The sequence below is a fragment of the Staphylococcus arlettae genome (genome assembly GCF_025560845.1).
GTDB lineage: Bacteria > Bacillota > Bacilli > Staphylococcales > Staphylococcaceae > Staphylococcus > Staphylococcus arlettae.
The window spans coordinates 816,040-835,314 of sequence record NZ_CP094803.1; the positions used below are offsets into that span (position 1 = coordinate 816,040).

General features: G+C 33.6%; 18 protein-coding genes. 14 read left to right on the forward strand and 4 right to left on the reverse strand.

Features of this window, described 5'->3' with window-relative positions; translation table 11 throughout:
- Window positions 1–55 precede the first annotated feature (55 nt).
- The gene (locus MUA37_RS03845; protein WP_262615787.1) at window positions 56–502 is read left to right on the forward strand and encodes a Dps family protein; all 447 of its coding nucleotides are present in this window, start codon (window positions 56–58) and stop codon (window positions 500–502) included.
- 91 nt (window positions 503–593) lie between these two features.
- Here the strand turns inward: MUA37_RS03845 and deoD are convergent, their stop codons facing one another.
- Window positions 594–1,304, reverse strand: coding sequence for a purine-nucleoside phosphorylase (deoD, locus tag MUA37_RS03850; RefSeq protein WP_002510366.1), 711 nt, complete (start codon window positions 1,302–1,304; stop codon window positions 594–596).
- A gap of 242 nt (window positions 1,305–1,546) precedes the next feature.
- Here deoD and deoC point away from each other — a divergent pair, with 242 nt between their 5' ends.
- The 3 genes from deoC (at window position 1,547) to deoB (ending at window position 4,788) form a co-directional block, all read left to right on the forward strand.
- On the forward strand, window positions 1,547–2,209 hold the full coding sequence (gene deoC / locus MUA37_RS03855; protein ID WP_103388810.1) for a deoxyribose-phosphate aldolase: 663 nt from the start codon (window positions 1,547–1,549) through the stop codon (window positions 2,207–2,209).
- Window positions 2,210–2,287: 78 nt separating this feature from the next.
- Window positions 2,288–3,589 carry a pyrimidine-nucleoside phosphorylase gene (locus tag MUA37_RS03860; RefSeq protein ID WP_107373943.1) on the forward strand — a complete coding sequence of 434 codons (1,302 nt, stop codon included), beginning with the start codon at window positions 2,288–2,290 and terminating at the stop codon, window positions 3,587–3,589.
- 11 nt (window positions 3,590–3,600) lie between these two features.
- Window positions 3,601–4,788 (forward strand): phosphopentomutase, encoded by a 1,188-nt coding sequence (gene deoB, locus MUA37_RS03865; protein ID WP_002510370.1) that lies wholly within the window; start codon window positions 3,601–3,603, stop codon window positions 4,786–4,788.
- A 143-nt stretch (window positions 4,789–4,931) separates the two neighbouring features.
- Here deoB and MUA37_RS03870 read toward each other — a convergent pair whose 3' ends face one another.
- Complete coding sequence (locus tag MUA37_RS03870) at window positions 4,932–5,396, reverse strand: S-ribosylhomocysteine lyase (RefSeq protein ID WP_002510371.1); 465 nt, start codon at window positions 5,394–5,396, stop codon at window positions 4,932–4,934.
- 225 nt (window positions 5,397–5,621) lie between these two features.
- On the opposite strand from MUA37_RS03870, the gene MUA37_RS03875 reads away from it, so the two are divergent.
- The 3 genes from MUA37_RS03875 to MUA37_RS03885 all read left to right on the forward strand — a co-directional run bounded on the left by MUA37_RS03875 (window position 5,622) and on the right by MUA37_RS03885 (window position 8,764).
- Window positions 5,622–6,806 carry a M20 family metallopeptidase gene (locus MUA37_RS03875; protein WP_002510342.1) on the forward strand — a complete coding sequence of 395 codons (1,185 nt, stop codon included), beginning with the start codon at window positions 5,622–5,624 and terminating at the stop codon, window positions 6,804–6,806.
- Window positions 6,803–7,996 carry an L-aspartate--L-methionine ligase LdmS gene (gene ldmS / locus MUA37_RS03880; RefSeq protein ID WP_142019490.1) on the forward strand — a complete coding sequence of 398 codons (1,194 nt, stop codon included), beginning with the start codon at window positions 6,803–6,805 and terminating at the stop codon, window positions 7,994–7,996. Before MUA37_RS03875 ends, ldmS begins: the two co-directional genes overlap by 4 nt.
- A gap of 102 nt (window positions 7,997–8,098) precedes the next feature.
- Entirely contained in the window at window positions 8,099–8,764 is a 666-nt protein-coding gene (locus MUA37_RS03885) for a DUF2750 domain-containing protein (protein WP_021459005.1), read from the forward strand.
- Window positions 8,765–8,826: 62 nt separating this feature from the next.
- On the opposite strand, the gene coaW is transcribed toward MUA37_RS03885, so the two are convergent.
- Complete coding sequence (gene coaW, locus MUA37_RS03890) at window positions 8,827–9,624, reverse strand: type II pantothenate kinase (RefSeq protein ID WP_262624842.1); 798 nt, start codon at window positions 9,622–9,624, stop codon at window positions 8,827–8,829.
- 435 nt (window positions 9,625–10,059) lie between these two features.
- On the opposite strand from coaW, the gene MUA37_RS03895 reads away from it, so the two are divergent.
- The 3 genes from MUA37_RS03895 to MUA37_RS03905 all read left to right on the forward strand — a co-directional run bounded on the left by MUA37_RS03895 (window position 10,060) and on the right by MUA37_RS03905 (window position 13,481).
- Window positions 10,060–10,920 carry a GNAT family N-acetyltransferase gene (locus tag MUA37_RS03895; RefSeq protein ID WP_002510337.1) on the forward strand — a complete coding sequence of 287 codons (861 nt, stop codon included), beginning with the start codon at window positions 10,060–10,062 and terminating at the stop codon, window positions 10,918–10,920.
- Window positions 10,921–11,028: 108 nt separating this feature from the next.
- Window positions 11,029–11,553 carry a DNA-directed RNA polymerase subunit delta gene (gene rpoE, locus MUA37_RS03900; protein ID WP_002510336.1) on the forward strand — a complete coding sequence of 175 codons (525 nt, stop codon included), beginning with the start codon at window positions 11,029–11,031 and terminating at the stop codon, window positions 11,551–11,553.
- A gap of 320 nt (window positions 11,554–11,873) precedes the next feature.
- Window positions 11,874–13,481 carry a CTP synthase gene (locus MUA37_RS03905; RefSeq protein ID WP_142019492.1) on the forward strand — a complete coding sequence of 536 codons (1,608 nt, stop codon included), beginning with the start codon at window positions 11,874–11,876 and terminating at the stop codon, window positions 13,479–13,481.
- A 415-nt stretch (window positions 13,482–13,896) separates the two neighbouring features.
- Here MUA37_RS03905 and MUA37_RS03910 read toward each other — a convergent pair whose 3' ends face one another.
- The gene (locus MUA37_RS03910; RefSeq protein WP_002510334.1) at window positions 13,897–14,430 is read right to left on the reverse strand and encodes a DUF2529 family protein; all 534 of its coding nucleotides are present in this window, start codon (window positions 14,428–14,430) and stop codon (window positions 13,897–13,899) included.
- Between the two features lie 210 nt (window positions 14,431–14,640).
- On the opposite strand from MUA37_RS03910, the gene fdaB reads away from it, so the two are divergent.
- The 4 genes from fdaB to MUA37_RS03930 all read left to right on the forward strand — a co-directional run bounded on the left by fdaB (window position 14,641) and on the right by MUA37_RS03930 (window position 19,155).
- A complete protein-coding gene (gene fdaB / locus MUA37_RS03915) occupies window positions 14,641–15,501 on the forward strand; it encodes a class IIb fructose-bisphosphate aldolase FdaB (RefSeq protein WP_142019493.1) in 861 nt (286 codons plus the stop codon).
- Window positions 15,502–15,807: 306 nt separating this feature from the next.
- Window positions 15,808–17,067 (forward strand): UDP-N-acetylglucosamine 1-carboxyvinyltransferase, encoded by a 1,260-nt coding sequence (locus tag MUA37_RS03920; RefSeq protein ID WP_002510332.1) that lies wholly within the window; start codon window positions 15,808–15,810, stop codon window positions 17,065–17,067.
- Window positions 17,068–17,139: 72 nt separating this feature from the next.
- Entirely contained in the window at window positions 17,140–17,466 is a 327-nt protein-coding gene (locus MUA37_RS03925) for a winged helix-turn-helix transcriptional regulator (protein WP_002510331.1), read from the forward strand.
- 255 nt (window positions 17,467–17,721) lie between these two features.
- Window positions 17,722–19,155 (forward strand): aldehyde dehydrogenase family protein, encoded by a 1,434-nt coding sequence (locus MUA37_RS03930; RefSeq protein WP_002510330.1) that lies wholly within the window; start codon window positions 17,722–17,724, stop codon window positions 19,153–19,155.
- Window positions 19,156–19,275: the final 120 nt, after the last annotated feature.

Here is a 19,275-nt window from a genome sequence, read left to right on the forward strand (position 1 = left end):
TATATAATAATAAATGTAATCAAGAGAATAACGACATAAGAAGGAGAGAATTTAAATGACTAATAATGAAAATGTAATTAATGTATTAAATAAACAAGTTGCAAACTGGACAGTAGCTTTTACTAAGTTACACAATTTCCATTGGTATGTTAAAGGACCAAACTTTTTCTCACTACACACTAAATTTGAGGAATTATATGACGAAGCTAGTAAATATGTAGATGATTTAGCAGAACGTATTTTAGCTGTCGGAGGAAATCCAGTGGGTACGTTGAAAGAAAGTCTAGAGATGTCAATTATCGACGAAGCAGGTAAAGGCTATACTGCAGAACAAATGGTTTCTGAGTTATCTAAAGATTTTACAAATGTATCTAAACAATTAGAAGAAGCGATTGAAGTAGCATCTGATGCTGAAGACGATGTGACAGAAGATATGTTTATCGGTATGCAAACAAATATCGAAAAACATAATTGGATGTTAAAATCTTATCTTGGACAATAATAAAATTGATTAAAAAAAGCTGGGACATCAAAATATGATGTCCCAGCTTTTTTTAATTTTAAAATTCTATAAATAAAGTCTGTATTTTAAATTAGTCAGCGATTTCTAATGCTACTTCCATCATTTGCGTGAATGAATTTTGTCTTTCTTCAGGTGTAGTTGCTTCATTACGTAAAATATGATCACTTACAGTAAATATACCTAAAGCTTTTTTATTGGCATGTGTTGCATTAAGATAAAGTGCCGCAGATTCCATTTCAATTCCTAAAATTCCCATACGTTGCCATCTAGCATTAAACGTTTCGTCAGCGTTGTAGAATGTATCAGAAGAAAGAATATTACCAACGTGTGTCACCGCGCCTAAGTTATCTGCTTGAGCTTTAGCTTTTGCAACTAAATCAAAATCAGCAAGTGGTGCAAAATGACCTGGTAAATTGTATTGATCTACATAATCTGAGTTAGTAGAAGCGCCTTGAGCAATAATAATGTCATAAAGGTTAACATTGTCCTGTAATGCACCACATGACCCAATACGAATAATTGTATCAACATCAAAGAAATTATAAAGTTCATAAGAGTAAATCCCAATGCTTGGAATTCCCATACCTGAACCCATAACAGAAACTTCTTTTCCTTTATATGTTCCTGTATAGCCAAACATATTTCTTACTTCATTAAACTGTTCTACATTTTCTAAAAAGTTTTCAGCGATATATTTTGCACGAAGTGGGTCGCCTGGCATAAGTACTGTTTTAGCAATTTTCTTTCCATTTGGTTGAATATGAGCTGTCCCTTGTGTCATTTTTATCTTCTCCTTTTAATTCATTAGTTATTTAAAGATAACATATGTTTATTAATTTTGCTTTTTTTTGTAAAATAATAGATGAGCTAATCATTTCATATGAAGCGAGATATTAAAAGTGTACATAAAAAGTTGTATAAAGGGAAGTGCAATAACGAGTTAGAAAAGTATTATGGTGTTATTACTTTTAGTTTTTACTTTGACCATGTACATTTTAATAAACACATTAGGAGGACTAAATTATGAATTATGCAAAATTTATCGATCACACATTATTAAAACCGGACTCTACGCGAGCACAAGTTGATACTATTTTAGATGAGGCTAAACAATATGGATTTAAATCTGTATGTATTAATCCAACTCATGTAAAATACGCTGCTGAGCAATTAGTAAATACTGAAGTGTTAGTATGTACTGTTATTGGATTCCCATTAGGTGCATCAACTACAGAAACAAAAGTTTTTGAAACAGAAAATGCTATTGCACATGGTGCATCTGAAATTGATATGGTAATTAATATTGGGGCATTGAAAGATCAACGCTTTGAAGAAGTTCAAAAAGATATCGAAGGTGTTGTAGGCGCAGCTAATGGTAAAACTGTAAAAGTAATTATTGAAACATGTTTATTAACTGACGAAGAAAAAGTTAAAGCTTGTGAATTAAGTAAAGCAGCGGGTGCTGACTTTGTGAAAACATCAACTGGATTTGCCGGCGGTGGAGCAACAGTTGAAGATGTACAATTGATGAAACAAACGGTTGGAGATGCATTAGAAGTAAAAGCTTCTGGTGGCGTACGTAATTTAGAAGATTTTAATAATATGTTAGAAGCAGGAGCTACACGTATTGGAGCAAGTGCAGGCGTACAAATTATTCAAGGTTTAGAAAGCGACTCAGATTATTAAGTAAAATAGCAAAAATTAGGGATTTGTGTTTTGGAGAAACTATGTAATTGTACATAGTCATAAAGGGAGGCTACACAAATGAGAATGGTAGATGTAATTGAGAAAAAAAGAGATGGCAAAGTATTAACAACAGAAGAAATACAATTTTTTATTGATGGGTATACAAAGGGAGATATTCCTGATTATCAAGCGTCTAGTTTAGCGATGGCTGTTTATTTTCAAGATATGAATGATGATGAACGTGCGGCACTTACTATGGCCATGGTTAATTCTGGAGATGTTATCGACTTATCAAATATTGAGGGAATTAAAGTCGATAAACATTCTACAGGGGGCGTCGGCGATACTACAACATTGGTTTTAGCTCCATTAGTAGCATCTGTTGGTGTTCCTGTTGCGAAAATGAGTGGTAGAGGACTTGGACATACTGGAGGTACAATTGACAAATTAGAATCAGTAGAGGGCTTTCATGTGGAAATTACTGAGGACAAATTTACTAAACTAGTCAACGAATCAAAAGTAGCTGTCATTGGACAAAGTGGAAATTTAACACCTGCAGATAAAAAATTATACGGTCTACGTGATGTAACAGGCACAGTAAACTCAATTCCATTAATCGCATCTTCTATAATGAGCAAGAAAATTGCTGCAGGTGCAGATGCAATTGTACTAGATGTAAAAACTGGTAATGGCGCGTTTATGAAAACTATAGAAGAAGCAGAAGCATTAGCACATGCTATGGTGCGTATCGGTAATAATGTAGGGCGTAAAACGATGGCAATTATTTCTGATATGGGCCAACCACTAGGAAATGCGATCGGAAATGCACTTGAAGTTAAAGAAGCAATCGAAACATTACAAGGCAAAGGACCAAAAGATTTAACAGAACTCGTTCTAACTTTAGGTTCACAAATGGTAGTTTTAGGTGGTAAAGCAAAAGATTTAGAAGAAGCTCGTGCTTTGTTAAAAGAAGCGATTAACAATGGTTCAGCTTTGGAAAGATTCAAGCAATTTTTAGAAAATCAAGATGGTGATAGCTCAGTCGTAGACGATGTTAACCGTTTACCACAAGCAACTTATCAAATTGAGTTGCCAGCTGAAACTGACGGTGTGGTTACTGAAATTATTGCTAATGAAATAGGCGTGGCCTCAATGTTACTTGGTGCAGGTAGACAAACGAAAGAAGATTCCATTGATTTAAGCGTAGGTATCGTCTTAAATAAAAAAGTTGGAGATAGAGTTGCTCAAGGTGAGTCTTTATTAACAATTCACGCCAATAGAGAACAAGTTGATGATGTAATAGAAAAGTTACGTGCTAGTATTTCAATTAGCGACAACGGTTCGGCACCAACATTAGTACACAAAGTTATTACAGAATAGGAGTGGAAATTATGACTACACCATTTAAACGTATTCATTTAATAGTTATGGATTCTGTAGGAATAGGTGAAGGTCCAGATGCAAAAGCTTTTAATGACGAAGGAAGTCATACATTAAAGCACACATTAGAAGGGTTTTCACAAGATTTACCTAATTTGCAAAAATTAGGCTTAGGGAATATTGATGCTTTACCTGTAATCGATAAAGTGGAACAACCACAAGCATTTTTTACTAAGTTGAGTGAAGCATCAGTTGGTAAAGATACGATGACAGGTCATTGGGAAATTATGGGCCTAAATATTATGCAACCATTTAAAGTATACCCGGACGGCTTTCCTGATGAGCTTGTGCAAGAAATTGAAGCACTAACTGGACGAAAAGTTGTAGCAAATCGTCCTGCCTCTGGAACTCAAATTATTGATGAGTGGGGAGAGCATCAAATGCAAACAGGCGATTTGATCGTATATACCTCCGCAGACCCAGTGTTACAAATTGCGGCACATGAAGATATTATTCCTTTAGAAGAACTCTATGATATTTGTGAGAAAGTACGAGAATTAACTAAGGACCCTAAATATTTGATTGGGCGAATTATTGCTCGACCTTATGTAGGTGAACCAGGACAATTTACACGTACTGCTAATAGACATGATTACGCGTTGAAGCCATTTGGTCGTACAGTAATGAATGAACTAAAAGATGCTGACTATGACGTAATTGCGTTAGGCAAAATAAATGATATTTATGACGGTGAAGGTGTAACAAAAGCTGTTAGAACAAAAAGTAATATGGATGGCATGGACAAATTGATTGACACAGCTAAAGAAGATTTTAGTGGTATTAGCTTTTTAAACTTAGTTGATTTTGATGCGCTATATGGTCACAGACGTGATAAACCAGGCTATGCACAAGCAATCAAAGATTTTGATGAGCGTTTACCAGAATTAATTGATGTTTTACAAGAGGATGATTTGGTCATAATTACAGCAGACCACGGTAATGACCCGACTGCTGATGGTACTGATCATACTCGAGAATATATACCAGTGCTAATGTTTAGCCCTAAAATCAATAAATACTATGAATTGAGACAAGATGATACGTTCAGTTCGATAGGTGCTACAATTGCTGATAATTTTGATGTACAACTACCAAAATATGGCAGCAGTTATTTAGCAGAAATGGGCATTGAAAAATAATCGTATAGTAGGAAACAGCCGATCTCGCCATATATGAGTTAGGCTGGTACTATGAGCTACAATAGCTAGATTAGTTCAATTCTTATACTATTTAAAAATATAAAAAAGCGTAAGCCATAATGTTTATGGCTTACGCTTTTTTGTTAATTACTATAAATATTATGCCATTGATGACGTTCATTTAAGAAGGTTTGTGCAATTGTTTTGGCACCTTCAAGTGAATGACTTGCAGCCCAACCACATTGAACTTCGTTACACGCAGGAACCTCGGTAGCACTTAACACATCATTTAAAGTTTTTTCAACAATATTTAACACATCTTCATAGTTATCATGATTAATAAATGAAGCATAAAATCCGGTTTGACAACCCATTGGACTGACATCTACAACTTTGTCAGAATGATTGCGGATATTTTCTGCCATTAAATGCTCTAATGAATGTAATCCTGGCATGTCCATATGTTCTTTGTTTGGTTGCTTGAAGCGAATATCGTATTTATGGATAACATCACCGTTTTGGCCTTCCATTTTCCCGGCTAAACGGATATACGGTGCCACAACTTTAGTGTGGTCTAAATTAAAGCTTTCTACGTTCATTTTTGGCATTAAAAAACCCTCCTAAATTTATACATATAATTTATTGTAACAAGCACGCATTGCAATTACAATTTTCAGTAAATAGTTAGAAAATTAATGACAAAAATAGTTAAACCCGATAGAATGAGTAATAATTAGACTAGATTTTCATTATGCAAAATAATTGCGAGCAATTTTAACTATGGAAAAATTATTAAATAGAATTATTACTTAAGAAAGCAGGGTAGAGATAGTATGGAATATAAACAAACAATATTAGACTATATAGAAAACAATAAGCGGCATTATATTGAAATGAGTCATCAAATACATCAACGCCCGGAGCTAGGTAACGAGGAAATATTCGCGTCACGTACATTAATTGAGCACTTAAAAAAAGAAGGTTTTGATATTGAAACGGATCTTGCAGGTCATGCTACTGGATTCATCGCTAGATATGAATCTACTAAACCGGGACCTACAATAGGTTTTCTTGCAGAATATGATGCTTTGCCAGGATTAGGACACGCATGTGGTCATAATATTATTGGCACAGCTAGTACATTAGCAGGTGTTGCGTTATCTAAAGTAATAGATCAAATTGGTGGAACGGTAATTGTTTTAGGGTGTCCAGCTGAAGAAGGTGGTGTCAATGGTAGTGCTAAAGCTTCGTATGTGAAAGAAGGTATCATTGATGAGTTAGATGTGGCACTCATGGTGCACCCTGGAAACGAAACCTATAAGACGATTAATACATTAGCTGTAGATGTTTTAGATATTAAATTTTATGGTAAAAGTACACATGCTTCAGAAAATGCAGATGAAGCGCGTAACGCTTTAGATGCAATGATTTCATATTTTAACGGTGTAGCACAACTTAGACAACATATTAAAAAAAGTGAACGTGTACATGGGGTAATTTTAGATGGGGGCAAAGCGGCCAATATTATTCCGGATTATACACATGCTAGATTTTATACACGTGCGACAACACGTAAAGCTTTAGATCAGTTAACAGAACGTGTTGGACAAATAGCAAAAGGCGCGGCACTTCAAACTGGTTGTGATTATGAGTTTGGCCCTATTCAAAATGGTGTTAATGAATTTATAAAAACCCCAAAATTAGATGATTTATTTGCCAAGTATGCTATTGAAATGGAAGAAGAAGTTATCGATGATGATTTTGGTTATGGTTCGACTGATACTGGCAATGTTAGCCATATAGTACCGACGATACACCCTCATATTAAAATAGGTTCTAGAAACTTAGTTGGACATACACATCGTTTTCGTGAAGCAGCAGCTAGCACTCATGGAGACCAAGCTTTGTTGCGTGGTAGTAAAATTATCGCTTTAATGGGATTAGATTTAATTATAAATGAGCAATTATTCGAAGAAATTGTAGAACAATTTCAATATGTAAAGGGGCATACGAAATGACAAATAGAAGTTCGCTACAGACTAAGTTAATGCTTAGCGATCTTTATGCGAGTAATACTGTATATACATCCAGACCTTCATATATATCCAATCCATGGTTAGATCCAGAAGAACATCAATCTAATTTTTTAACGGGAAGAGAATTGATTATTGCTGATAACATGCCAGTAATTGTTCACAAGGCAAGTGTAACAGATAAGTTAGAACAACTTTTTGCAGAAATTGGGAAATCGTTACCTCAAAATGTTTATACATTTAGTGATAAATCATCGTATGAAATGTTATTAAAAAACTTAGTGAAGGAACAACAAAAAACTATTTACTTTCAGTATATTCATGATCCATCATTATTATCTAAAGAAGCTTATGCCTTAGATAAAGATATTTTTGTTGCATTAAATAATAAGGCTAAAATTCCAAAGTGGACAAATGATAAATATTTACCACAACGTGAAGTGGTTGCATTTGAAGCATTTGAGGAACGTGTTCAAGCATGGCAATTCCCTTTTGTTATAAAACCAGGTGATGATTTACCGACAGCAGGTGGTTATGGCGTTATGATTTGTTATAATGATGCAGACTTAGCCAAAGCACTCCAACGTATAAAAGATGCAAAGGCAGCAACGAAGCAACTTATTATTGAACAAAAAATAGAAGCAGTAGCTAACTACTGTGTCCAATTTGCTTATTCACACAACACTGGAGTGCAATACATTGGAGCAGCTGAACAAATTACAAATGATTATGGCTTTTATCATGGTAATCAAAATGTCAACAATGTACCATCACATGTAATTAAAGCTGGTGAGGAAATTATGAAGAATGGTGTAGCACAAGGTTTTTTTGGTATAGCAGGATTTGATTTACTTGTTGATAAATTTGGAGACGTATACGCTATTGATTTAAATTTTAGACAAAATGGTTCAACTAGTATGTTACTATTAGAACCATCATTAAATAAAGGTTATCATAAATTTTATAGTTATGTTGCAAGTAAAGATAATGCGAAGTTTTACCAGACAATTTTAAAATATGTAAAACAAGGTGTATTATTCCCGTTGTCATATTACGATGGTGATTGGTTTGAACATGAAGCGGTTAATTCACGATTCGGATGTATATGGCATGCTTCCAGTAAAGAAGAGGTAGAAAGCTTAGAATCCTTGTTTTTAAAGGAAGTATCAACTTAATTTATAGCGTGTATTGTTAGAGAAATTAAATTCGTACATTGACTATATTTGTTGTCTTAGATATATTTTAATTATAAACAAAAATGAAATGAGGTGTACGTAGTGTCATATAAAACGTATACATTTTATCAAGATATCTTGATAACTGAAGTGTTCTATGTTGCGACTAAAAATAAGAAAGCATTCAAGCATGAGGTATTAGGTAAAAATACAATTTGTATGTGGACGCAAAAAGATAAAGCAGAAACGTTTCTATCTAAAGAGGATATTGATTATGATGAAATTAAAGCTTTAGATATTGATAAATTTGTTACGTATGAATTGGATAACGTTTTTAAAGAAGGCGACGAAGTATTAATTAATCCTACAAGTACTAACGATGGAGAACTTGTAAATATTATTAATAGTACTAATGAATTAATGAGTGATCTAGACAATATTAGATTAAAAGAATTTAATAATGCAGTGGTTGCTACAGATGAGGTGTACGGTTTAACATCCAAAAATAAAAAGGAATTTATTTTAATTAGTGATGATGAACATGAAAAACCTAATATCATGCCTGTATGGAGTAGTCGTGAACGTGCAGAACGCGTGAGAGATGAAGATTTTGAAGAATGTGATATTATTGAAGTTGAAGGTGAAGTTTTTGCGGAATGGTTAGATGAGTTAAGAGACGATGACAAAGCTGTTGCCGTTGATTTAAAACCGGGCGTTATTGGAACGGTTGTGTCAGCACAAAAACTTATAGATAAAATAACATTTTAAATAAACTTTAACTTAAAAGACGAAATTTTGTTATGACAACAAAATTTCGTCTTTTTGAATTGTTATAAATTAAGTGTACCTAGCGCACCGGAAAAGGCACCGTTTTCAACATAAAAAGGTTTAAATCCTCTTAAAATGGTATAGTCCTCAACTACTTTTTGGAGTAAGTTATTATTATAAAATGATGAGCCAATAAAGACTACATTGTCAGTATTATGTTCCCTAGCTACAGTAATTGCCATAGTAGTTACAACTTCACCAACCACACCCATGACAGAAGCAAGTTTATCTGCATCAGTAAAGTTATCATTTAAATTATGAAGTACGTTACCGAAATTTGCAGCTGTTAAATCACCCGGTATAGGAGGCGTACTATCTTGATAAATATGCTTTACTTTTAAATCGATGATGTCACGATTTCCATTTTGTGCAGTGTTTGTTAATGTTTCATAATCTTGTATTTGAGTCAGTAAATAGCCCAAACCTTGAATCATGCCGCCACCTGCGCCAATGCCACCAACACGTTGCTGACTTTCACCATTATAATAGTGCAATGATGTACCTGTACCTACATTCGTAAAGATGTAGTCATCTAAAAAATGACCTTGTTCATTTAACAGAATTTTTAAACCTTGAGCAGCTGCATCAAATTCTACAAAAATACGCGATGAAGTTTTTAAACGATCTTTTATAGTTGCTGCATGTCCTCCGGTAAGGCTGATATCCGTACAGTCTATATTATTTAACCAGTAAATAACATCATCAATTTCAGAAGTTAATTTAGTTTGATAAGTTCTGTTGCCTTGTTCATCAATAACAATTTTTATCAACGTTCCCCCAGCATCAATGCCGATTTTCATTTATTGCTCACCTCAAAAAATTTACATTATACATTATATTATAATAAAATAAAGGAAAATAAAATATCAAAATCAAAGGTGCTTACAAAATATAGTAGTTAAGGTTATTTACGGTAAAATGTCTGCCGGACTGTAGAGTTTTATCAAAGTATGATTCGGGAAACGTTGGAGCATGCTGAAGTTATGTTAGTTTTCGATGAGGTAGAGGAACTAACTACTATTTAACAAAAATGAAGTACAAGTAATAAACTTTATGGTGCTGTAATAAACGTTTTGAAAGCAATGCGCGGACATATGAAAATACAGTAGGTCATTCATTTGGTTTTTGAATTACGTATATAACTGTTATTGAGCAAAAGATTAAGATATATGGATTATCTATTTGATATTTGTGGTATTTAAATATCATGAAATAAATTAAGCAGGGGATTATTTATGGTTATTAAAAAACAATTTAAAAATATTACAGTTCAACCATTTGAAGAACAATATAGAACAAAGCTTTATGATTTTGAATTAAGTGAAAGACAACAAATTTATTCGTCTTTACCTAAAACAGTGTTAGATGATGCGATAAAAGATGAGGACAGAATTGCGAATATCGTACTTAATGAACAAAATAAAGTCATAGGTTTTTTTGTCTTACATCAATACTATCAACATGAAGGGTACGATACCCCTAAAAAAGTGGTTTATGTTAGGTCATTGTCGATTAATGAAAAATATCAAGGCAATGGTTATGGAACAAAAATTATGATGTTTTTACCACAATATGTTCAATATTTGTTCCCTGAATTTAATCATCTCTATTTAGTAGTTGACGCAGAAAATAAAGGGGCATGGAATGTATATGAACGTGCAGGATTTATGCATACTGCTACTAAAGAAGAAGGACCAATAGGGAAAGAGCGACTCTACTATTTAGATTTAGATTCTAAATATGTTTCATCTTTAATGTTAAAATTGAATCAGGATGATGTAAAATATGGTATACACATGATTGATTTGTTGAAAGATGGACAAAAAGTTGGTTTTATAGGTGTAGAGCAACATGAAGAACGATTAAATATTACTTCAATTGAAGTAGACCAAGCACAACGTTCAAGTGGCATCGCTCAGAGTGCATTAAGACAATTGTCGACGTTTGTGAGAAAATATTTTGAAGGTGTAAATGTAATAACTATTACTCTATATGGTGAACGAAATGAACTGGATACATTATGCTTAAATAGTAATTTTGTTGAAGTAGAATCTGGCGATGATTTTAGTATTTTTGAAAAATATATCAATTACTAGTTTAGATTGCGAAATCAATACTTGTCATTTATAGTTGAGTTTTGTTACTATTAGTTGAGTAAAAAGAGAACTTTATAGATAAAGCCTGTGAAAGGAAGTTTATGAGCTATGAGAATACAAGATTATACTAAAGAAATGGTTGATGAGAAATCATTTATAGACATGGCCTATACGTTATTAAACGAAAAGGCAGATACAATGAATTTATATGATATTATTGATGAGTTTAAAGAATTAGGCCATTATGAAGATCAAGAAGTCGAAGATAGAATTGTACAATTCTATACAGACTTAAATACTGACGGTCGCTTTTTGAATGTTGGGGAAAATGTATGGGGCTTACGTGATTGGTATTCTGTTGATGACATCGAAGAGAAAATTGCACCAACGATTCAGAAGTTTGATATTTTAGATGATGAAGATGAAGAAGACAAAAACTTGAAATTATTAGGCGAGGATGAAACAGAAGAAGAAACTGTACCTACTGAAGATACAAGTGATGAATTAGCTGATCCTGAAGATGAAGAAGTAGACGAAGAAATAGATGAATCTGAAATTGTTATTGATGAAGATGATGAAGACCTAGACGATGAAGAAGAAGAACAAGACGAATTTGACGATGAAGAAGAATAAAAATTTATTCTGTCAGATTTAATTGACTTTTCCTGTGAAAATGATAAAATTTTATTCGGGCTCCTTTAAATAGGACGACGTGTATAAACTATACGCTCCCCCTTACAGTTATGTGAGAGGGAGCTTTTTTTATTTTGTTAAAACTTTAAAATCATTGAGATGTAAAATAATAGTAATAATGTTTATTGTAGTTCAAAAATGCAGTAAAATGGTTGATTATGACATTTCCTATTTCAATGTATCACCCCTTATACGTAGTAAATATTAGGATTATCAATTGCAATACTTTTAATATTGTTTGAATAATAGGAGGACATGAAATGACAAAATTTATTTTTGTAACTGGTGGCGTAGTTTCTTCATTAGGTAAAGGAATCACTGCAGCCTCATTAGGTAGATTACTAAAAGACAGAGGATTGAAAGTAACAATTCAAAAATTTGACCCATACTTAAACGTAGACCCAGGTACGATGAGTCCATATCAACATGGTGAAGTGTTTGTAACAGATGATGGTGCAGAGACTGATTTGGATTTAGGGCATTATGAACGTTTTATTGATATTAATTTGAACAAGTATTCAAATGTGACGGCAGGAAAAGTTTACTCTCACGTTTTGAAAAAAGAACGTAGAGGTGATTATCTTGGTGGGACTGTCCAAGTCATTCCTCACATTACTAATGAAATTAAAGAACGTTTATTATTAGCAGGAGAGAGTACGAATGCCGATGTTGTAATTACCGAAATAGGTGGGACAACTGGTGATATTGAATCATTACCATTCATTGAAGCAATCAGACAAATTCGTAGTGATCTAGGTAGAGAAAATGTAATGTATGTACATTGTACTTTATTACCATATATTAAAGCAGCTGGAGAAATGAAAACAAAACCAACACAACATAGTGTGAAAGAGCTGCGAGGACTAGGTATTCAACCTGATTTGATTGTAGTTCGTACTGAGTATGAGTTAACACAAGACTTAAAAGATAAAATTGCATTATTCTGTGATATTCAAAAAGAAAGTGTTATTGAATGTCGTGATGCTGATTCACTATATGAAATTCCGTTACAATTAAGTCAACAAGAGATGGATGATATTGTTATAAATCGTCTAGAATTGACACCAAAATATGATACTCAATTAGATGAGTGGCAGTTTTTATTAGACACTGTTAACAGTTTGGATGGGGCAATAACAATTGGCTTAGTTGGTAAATATGTCAGCTTACAAGATGCTTATCTGTCAGTAGTAGAATCATTAAAACATGCGGGTTACCCGTTCAAAAAAGATATCAATGTGAAGTGGATTGATTCAAGCGAAGTTACAACTGACAATGTAGCAGATTACTTAGGAGAAGTTGATGGCATTTTAGTTCCAGGTGGCTTTGGTTTCAGAGCAAGTGAAGGTAAAATTGCAGCAATTCAATATGCGCGTGAAAACAACGTTCCTTACTTTGGTATCTGTCTAGGTATGCAATTAGCTACAGTTGAATTTGCGAGAAATGTCTTAGGTTTAGAAGGGGCTCATTCTGCTGAATTAGACCCAAATACGCCACATCCTATTATCGATTTATTACCAGAACAGAAAGATATTGAAGATCTAGGAGGTACATTGAGATTAGGTTTATATCCTTGTCATATTCAAGAAGGTACGCTTGCACATCAAATTTATAATGAGACAGATATTGAAGAAAGACATCGTCATCGTTATGAATTTAATAACGAATATAGAGCACAACTTGAAGAACATGGAATGGTATTTTCAGGTACAAGTCCAGATGGTAGATTAGTCGAAATGGTAGAAATACCAGAAAATGATTTCTTTGTGGCTTGTCAGTTCCACCCAGAATTTTTATCTCGTCCTAATCGTCCTCAACAAATCTTTAGAGCATTTATTGAAGCGTCATTAAAACATCAACAACAATAAACTTATAAGAAGAGGCTGGGACAATATTGATTCGTCCTAGTCTCTTTTCATATTGGCAGTAGCTGACTGTATTGAAAATGGGCTTCAAACCAAGCTTTTTCAATGCTAGTCATCCTTATATTTAAAAGTTTATGAAATTGACCGTGCATACTTGCCTGGGGTATGGTTCGAGCCTGTAGTCTCTTACACATACTGAACACCCATGCGTGCTCGACTGAGGATATAAATAGGGGTAAAACAAGAACTTGGTTTTGTATTAAAGACATTTAAAAATAAAGAAAACGTCAATTTCTATATCTGCTTAATAGAAATTGGCGTTTATTTTTTATTATAGCTATTTATGTCTCGGACTTTTCTTAAATTTGATTTGGAAACCCCTAAATGTAATAAATCAGTGCAGCCATAAAGCGATTTATTAATCGTTGATGTTGAGTTCTAAATCTCTCGTCATTTCAATCATTTGCGTATAAATCTCATAATAAATGTAGTTAAAAGCCATTGGATGAGGTGTGATGATTTTATCATAATCTTCAGTATAGACGATTGGTCGTGGTGTCTGTAAATTAACAAAATGGAATAAATGATCCGGAAAATCCTCAGTTTTCGGTTTGTTACAAATTAGAACAAAATCAATATCTAAGTTGATAAGTGTATGCACATCTTGCGCTACTTCATCTGTATAAAAAGGAGCGAATAAGAAGACTCTATCGGTTGAATCAAGCGCTTCTGTCATAGTGATCGAGGATAATAAGTCGCTAGATTTTAGTTTTTCATTACTGTTAGTTATAAAGGATTCATAAAATTTTAAATCATCATAACCCTTAACATAGACTGTGCCTTCGCCGCCAATTGCTTGTATCAAACATTGTGCAGCCATTTGGATATCTAATGATTGGTCTTCTAAACGATTAAATATACCAGTAATTTGTGTATTTAATATTTTAGACATGTAATTCTCCTCCGTTCTGATTTCCATTTCATTGTAATTAATTCATGTTTGGAATGCAATAAATGGTAAATTTAAGGAATAATTATAGTAAAATTAACAATTTTTTAAATAAAAACGCTTACAATTCATTGGAAGAATGCATAAGTTAATAAACTCTGCTATAATTAGATTGTAAAAATACGTGCTTAATGCACTCAAGGAGGAACTTTCATGCCTTTAGTTTCAATGAAAGAAATGTTAATTGACGCAAAAGAAAATGGTTATGCAGTTGGTCAATACAACTTAAATAACTTAGAATTTACTCAAGCTATTTTACAAGCTTCTCAAGAAGAAAATGCACCAGTAATCTTAGGAGTATCTGAGGGTGCTGCTCGATATATGGGTGGTTTCTACACAGTAGTTAAAATGGTAGAAGGTTTACTACATGACTTCGAAATTACAATCCCTGTAGCTATTCACTTAGACCACGGTTCAAGTTTCGAAAAATGTAAAGAAGCGATTGATGCTGGTTTCACATCTGTAATGATTGATGCTTCTCATGCACCATTCGAAGAAAACATAGAAATTACTTCTAAAGTTGTTGAATACGCACATGCTAATGGCGTTTCAGTTGAAGCTGAATTAGGTACAGTAGGTGGACAAGAAGATGACGTTGTAGCTGAAGGCGTGATTTACGCTGATCCTAAAGAGTGTCAAGAACTAGTTGAAAGAACTGGTATCGATACTTTAGCTCCAGCTTTAGGTTCTGTACATGGACCATATAAAGGTGAACCTAAATTAGGATTTAAAGAAATGGAAGAAATTGGTGCATCTACAGGTCTACCATTAGTATTACACGGTGGTACTGGTATTCCTACAAAAGACATCCAAAAAGCTATTCCATACGGTACGGCTAAAATTAATGTAAATACAGAAAACCAAATTGCTTCTGCAAAAGCGGTTCGCGAAGTATTAAACAAAGATCAAGAAGTTTATGATCCACGTAAATATTTAGGACCAGCTCGTGAAGCGATTAAAGAAACTGTAAAAGGAAAAATTAGAGAATTTGGTACTTCTAACCAAGCTAAATAATTAGTATATTTTCTAGCAAACAACTATTATACATCTGTATAATAGTTGTTTTTTTATGTTATAATATACTCGCATTAGTGATATATTTATTTGTTTTTTGTAAAACATATTAAATTAATAAAAAATGTAATAATTAAATGGTTGAAACTAAAGATGTACGGGAATTGTAACTAATATGAAATATAGTGACATCGAATTGTTAAAGTTATTAATTGATGTTTTTTGCATTGGGCATCAAATTAATTTATAATGCACATATTGTGTAAAATCAGAATTTTTCATTGATAGGCAAAGGAGAACATGCGAATGGCTCAAGAAGTGATAAAAATTAGAGGTGGTCAAACACTAAGTGGAACGGTAAATAATCATGGCGCGAAAAATAGTGCAGTGGCAATTATCCCAGCTGCAATTCTTGCAGAGGATGATGTGACTATTAGTGGTTTACCAGAAATTTCAGATGTTAATACGTTAGTAAGTTTGTTAGGCGATTTAAATATAAATACTACATTAGAAGGCTCAACTTTAAATGTTGATCCAAAATCAATAGAGAATGCTCCTTTACCCAACAATAAGGTAGAATCATTACGAGCGTCTTATTATATGATGGGCGCAATGTTGGGTCGTTTTAATAAATGTGTTATTGGATTACCAGGTGGATGCCCATTAGGACCAAGACCGATTGATCAACATATAAAAGGCTTTAAAGCTCTAGGTGCAGAAATTGATGAATCAAGTGACACATCTATGAAACTCGTTGCAGACAAATTAGTAGGAGCAAATATCTTTTTAGATATTGTAAGTGTTGGAGCAACTATTAATATTATGTTGGCTGCTGTTCGAGCAGAAGGGCAAACAATTATCGAAAATGCTGCAAAAGAACCTGAAGTCGTGGACGTAGCTGCATTTTTATCAAGTTTAGGTGCGGATATTAAAGGTGCTGGTACAAGTACAATTAAAATTAATGGTGTTTCAAAGTTACATGGTTCAAATCATCAAGTGATACCAGATCGTATTGAAGCCGGTACATATATGTGTATTGCAGCAGCTTGCGGTGATGATATTAAATTAAATAATATTATTCCAACGCATATAGAACCTTTAGCTGTTAAAATGAAAGAATTAGGTGTAGATATCCAAGTGGATGACGATAGTGTGTCGATAAAACGAAATACACCTTATAAAAGTGTAGATATTAAAACTATAGTTTACCCAGGGTTTGCAACTGATTTACAACAACCTATTACCCCGCTACTATTTTTAACTGAAGGTGTATCATTCGTCACAGAAACTATTTATCCTGCACGTTTCAGACACGTTGAAGAATTACAAAAAATGGGTGCTAATATTCATTCTGCAGATGGTACAGCTACTATTAAACCATCCCAATTAAAAGGTGCTGAAGTTTATGCAAGTGACTTGAGAGCGGGAGCATGCTTAATAGTTGCAGGATTATTAGCAGAAGGTGTAACTACAATATATAATGTGAAACATATTTATAGAGGTTATACGAATATTGTGAAAACACTTTCTGCATTAGGTGCAGATATTTGGACTGAAGAAATATAAAAAATGTGGTATAATAAATATACTTGATAGAGATCAAGAGTAAAAATCGAAAGCTGATTAGAGGTGAAAATGATGGAGGTATGTCCGTATCTTGAAGAAACTTTTAAAATTGTCGGAAGAAGTTGGAATGGACTTATCATAAATTATTTATCTAGATGTTCAGAACAATCAGCGCATTTTTCCGATATGAAGCGTGACTTAAAAACTATTACACCTAGAGCACTGAGTATAAAGTTGACTGATTTAAGCGAATGGGGATTAGTAGAAAAGAAAGTGATTTCTACAAGCCCGATGAACATCATATATGAATTAACAGATAAAGGTTATGCATTATCACAAGCTTTAGTGCCAATGGAAAAGTGGGCACAAGAATACATTGAACTAGAACAACAGAAATAAAATAATATGAACGAGGCTGGGACAATATTGATTCGTCCTAGTCTTTTTTTATGGGCAGTAGCTGACTGGATTGAAAATGCGCTTCAAACCAAGCTTTTTTCAATACTAGTCATCTTTGCCGGGGTGTTAATACTGATTTATGTATACACGAAATGACGATTGAGACTATAGCTTAGGTCAGAATGAGCATATTTGTTTAAATATCAGTCATGTTAGTTACAATGTGGGTAGAATGAATTAAGGAGTGAGCTTATAATGAGAAATTACACTAAACAATATATCAATGGTGAATGGATTGATAGTGCAAGCGGTGAAAATATTGAAGTGATTAATCCTGCTACCGAAGAAGTAATGGGTACTATTGCTAAAGGTAATAAAGCAGACGTAGATAAAGCAGTGCAAGCAGCGGAAAATGTATATGTTCAATTCAGAAATAGCTCAATCGAAGAACGTAGAAATTTATTAGATAAAATTGTAACAGAATATGAAAATAGAAAAGAAGATTTAGTAGCAGCTATTCGCGACGAATTAGGTGCTCCAACAAAAGTTGCTGAAAATGTACATTATCAAATGGGCTTAGATCATTTCGTAGCAGCTCGAGATGCACTTGATACGTTTGAGTTTGAAGAACGTCGAGGCAATAATTTAGTTGTTAAGGAAGCGATTGGTGTAGCAGGCCTTATTACACCATGGAACTTCCCGACAAACCAAACTTCATTAAAACTTGCTGCCGCATTTGCAGCAGGTAGTACAGTAGTACTAAAACCTTCAGAAGAAACGCCTTTTGCTGCTATAATTTTGGCAGAAATATTTGATAAAGTTGGCGTCCCTAAAGGCGTATTCAATTTAGTTAATGGTGATGGTTCAGGTGTAGGTAACCCATTAAGTGAGCATCCAAGTGTTAGAATGATGTCCTTTACTGGTTCTGGACCAACAGGAGCTAAAATTATGGAAAAAGCCGCTAAAGACTTTAAAAAAGTATCATTAGAATTAGGTGGTAAATCACCTTACATTATATTAGATGATGTAAATATTCAAGAAGCGGCACGTGCAGCGGTAATGAAAGTAGTTAATAATACAGGCCAAGTTTGTACGGCAGGTACTAGAACACTCGTGCCAGAAAGTATTAAAGCAGATTTTCTTACTGCAGTAAAAGAAGAGATGGCTAACATTAAAGTTGGTGATCCTACAGATAGTGAAACTCAAGTAGGTCCAATAATTAGTAAAAAACAATTTGATCAAGTTCAATCCTATATTGATAAAGGTATTGAAGAGGGTGCAGAGTTATTATATGGTGGTCCAGGAAAACCAGAAGGATTAGACAAAGGTTATTTTGCAAGACCAACAATATTTAACAATGTCGATAACCAAATGACAATTGCACAAGAAGAAATTTTTGGTCCAGTGATGTCTGTCATCACATACAATGACTTAGATGAAGCAATAGCTATTGCAAATGATACAAAATACGGTTTAGCTGGATATGTATATGGTGAAAACTTAGATAACTTGCGTAAAGTCGCACGTTCAGTTGAAGCAGGTACTATTGAAATAAATGAAGCAGGTCGTAAACCAGACTTACCATTTGGTGGTTATAAACAATCAGGTATTGGTCGCGAATGGGGAGACTTTGGTATTGAAGAATTCTTAGAAGTTAAATCTATTGCTGGCTATTATCAAGAGGGCTAAAATATCACTATAAAATAAAACTTTAATGATTAACTATGGCTTATATTGTTTATTGATTTGACTATATATGATCAAGTTTTAAGTTACTAGAGAGCGATGCTAAGGAATCAAATATGCACT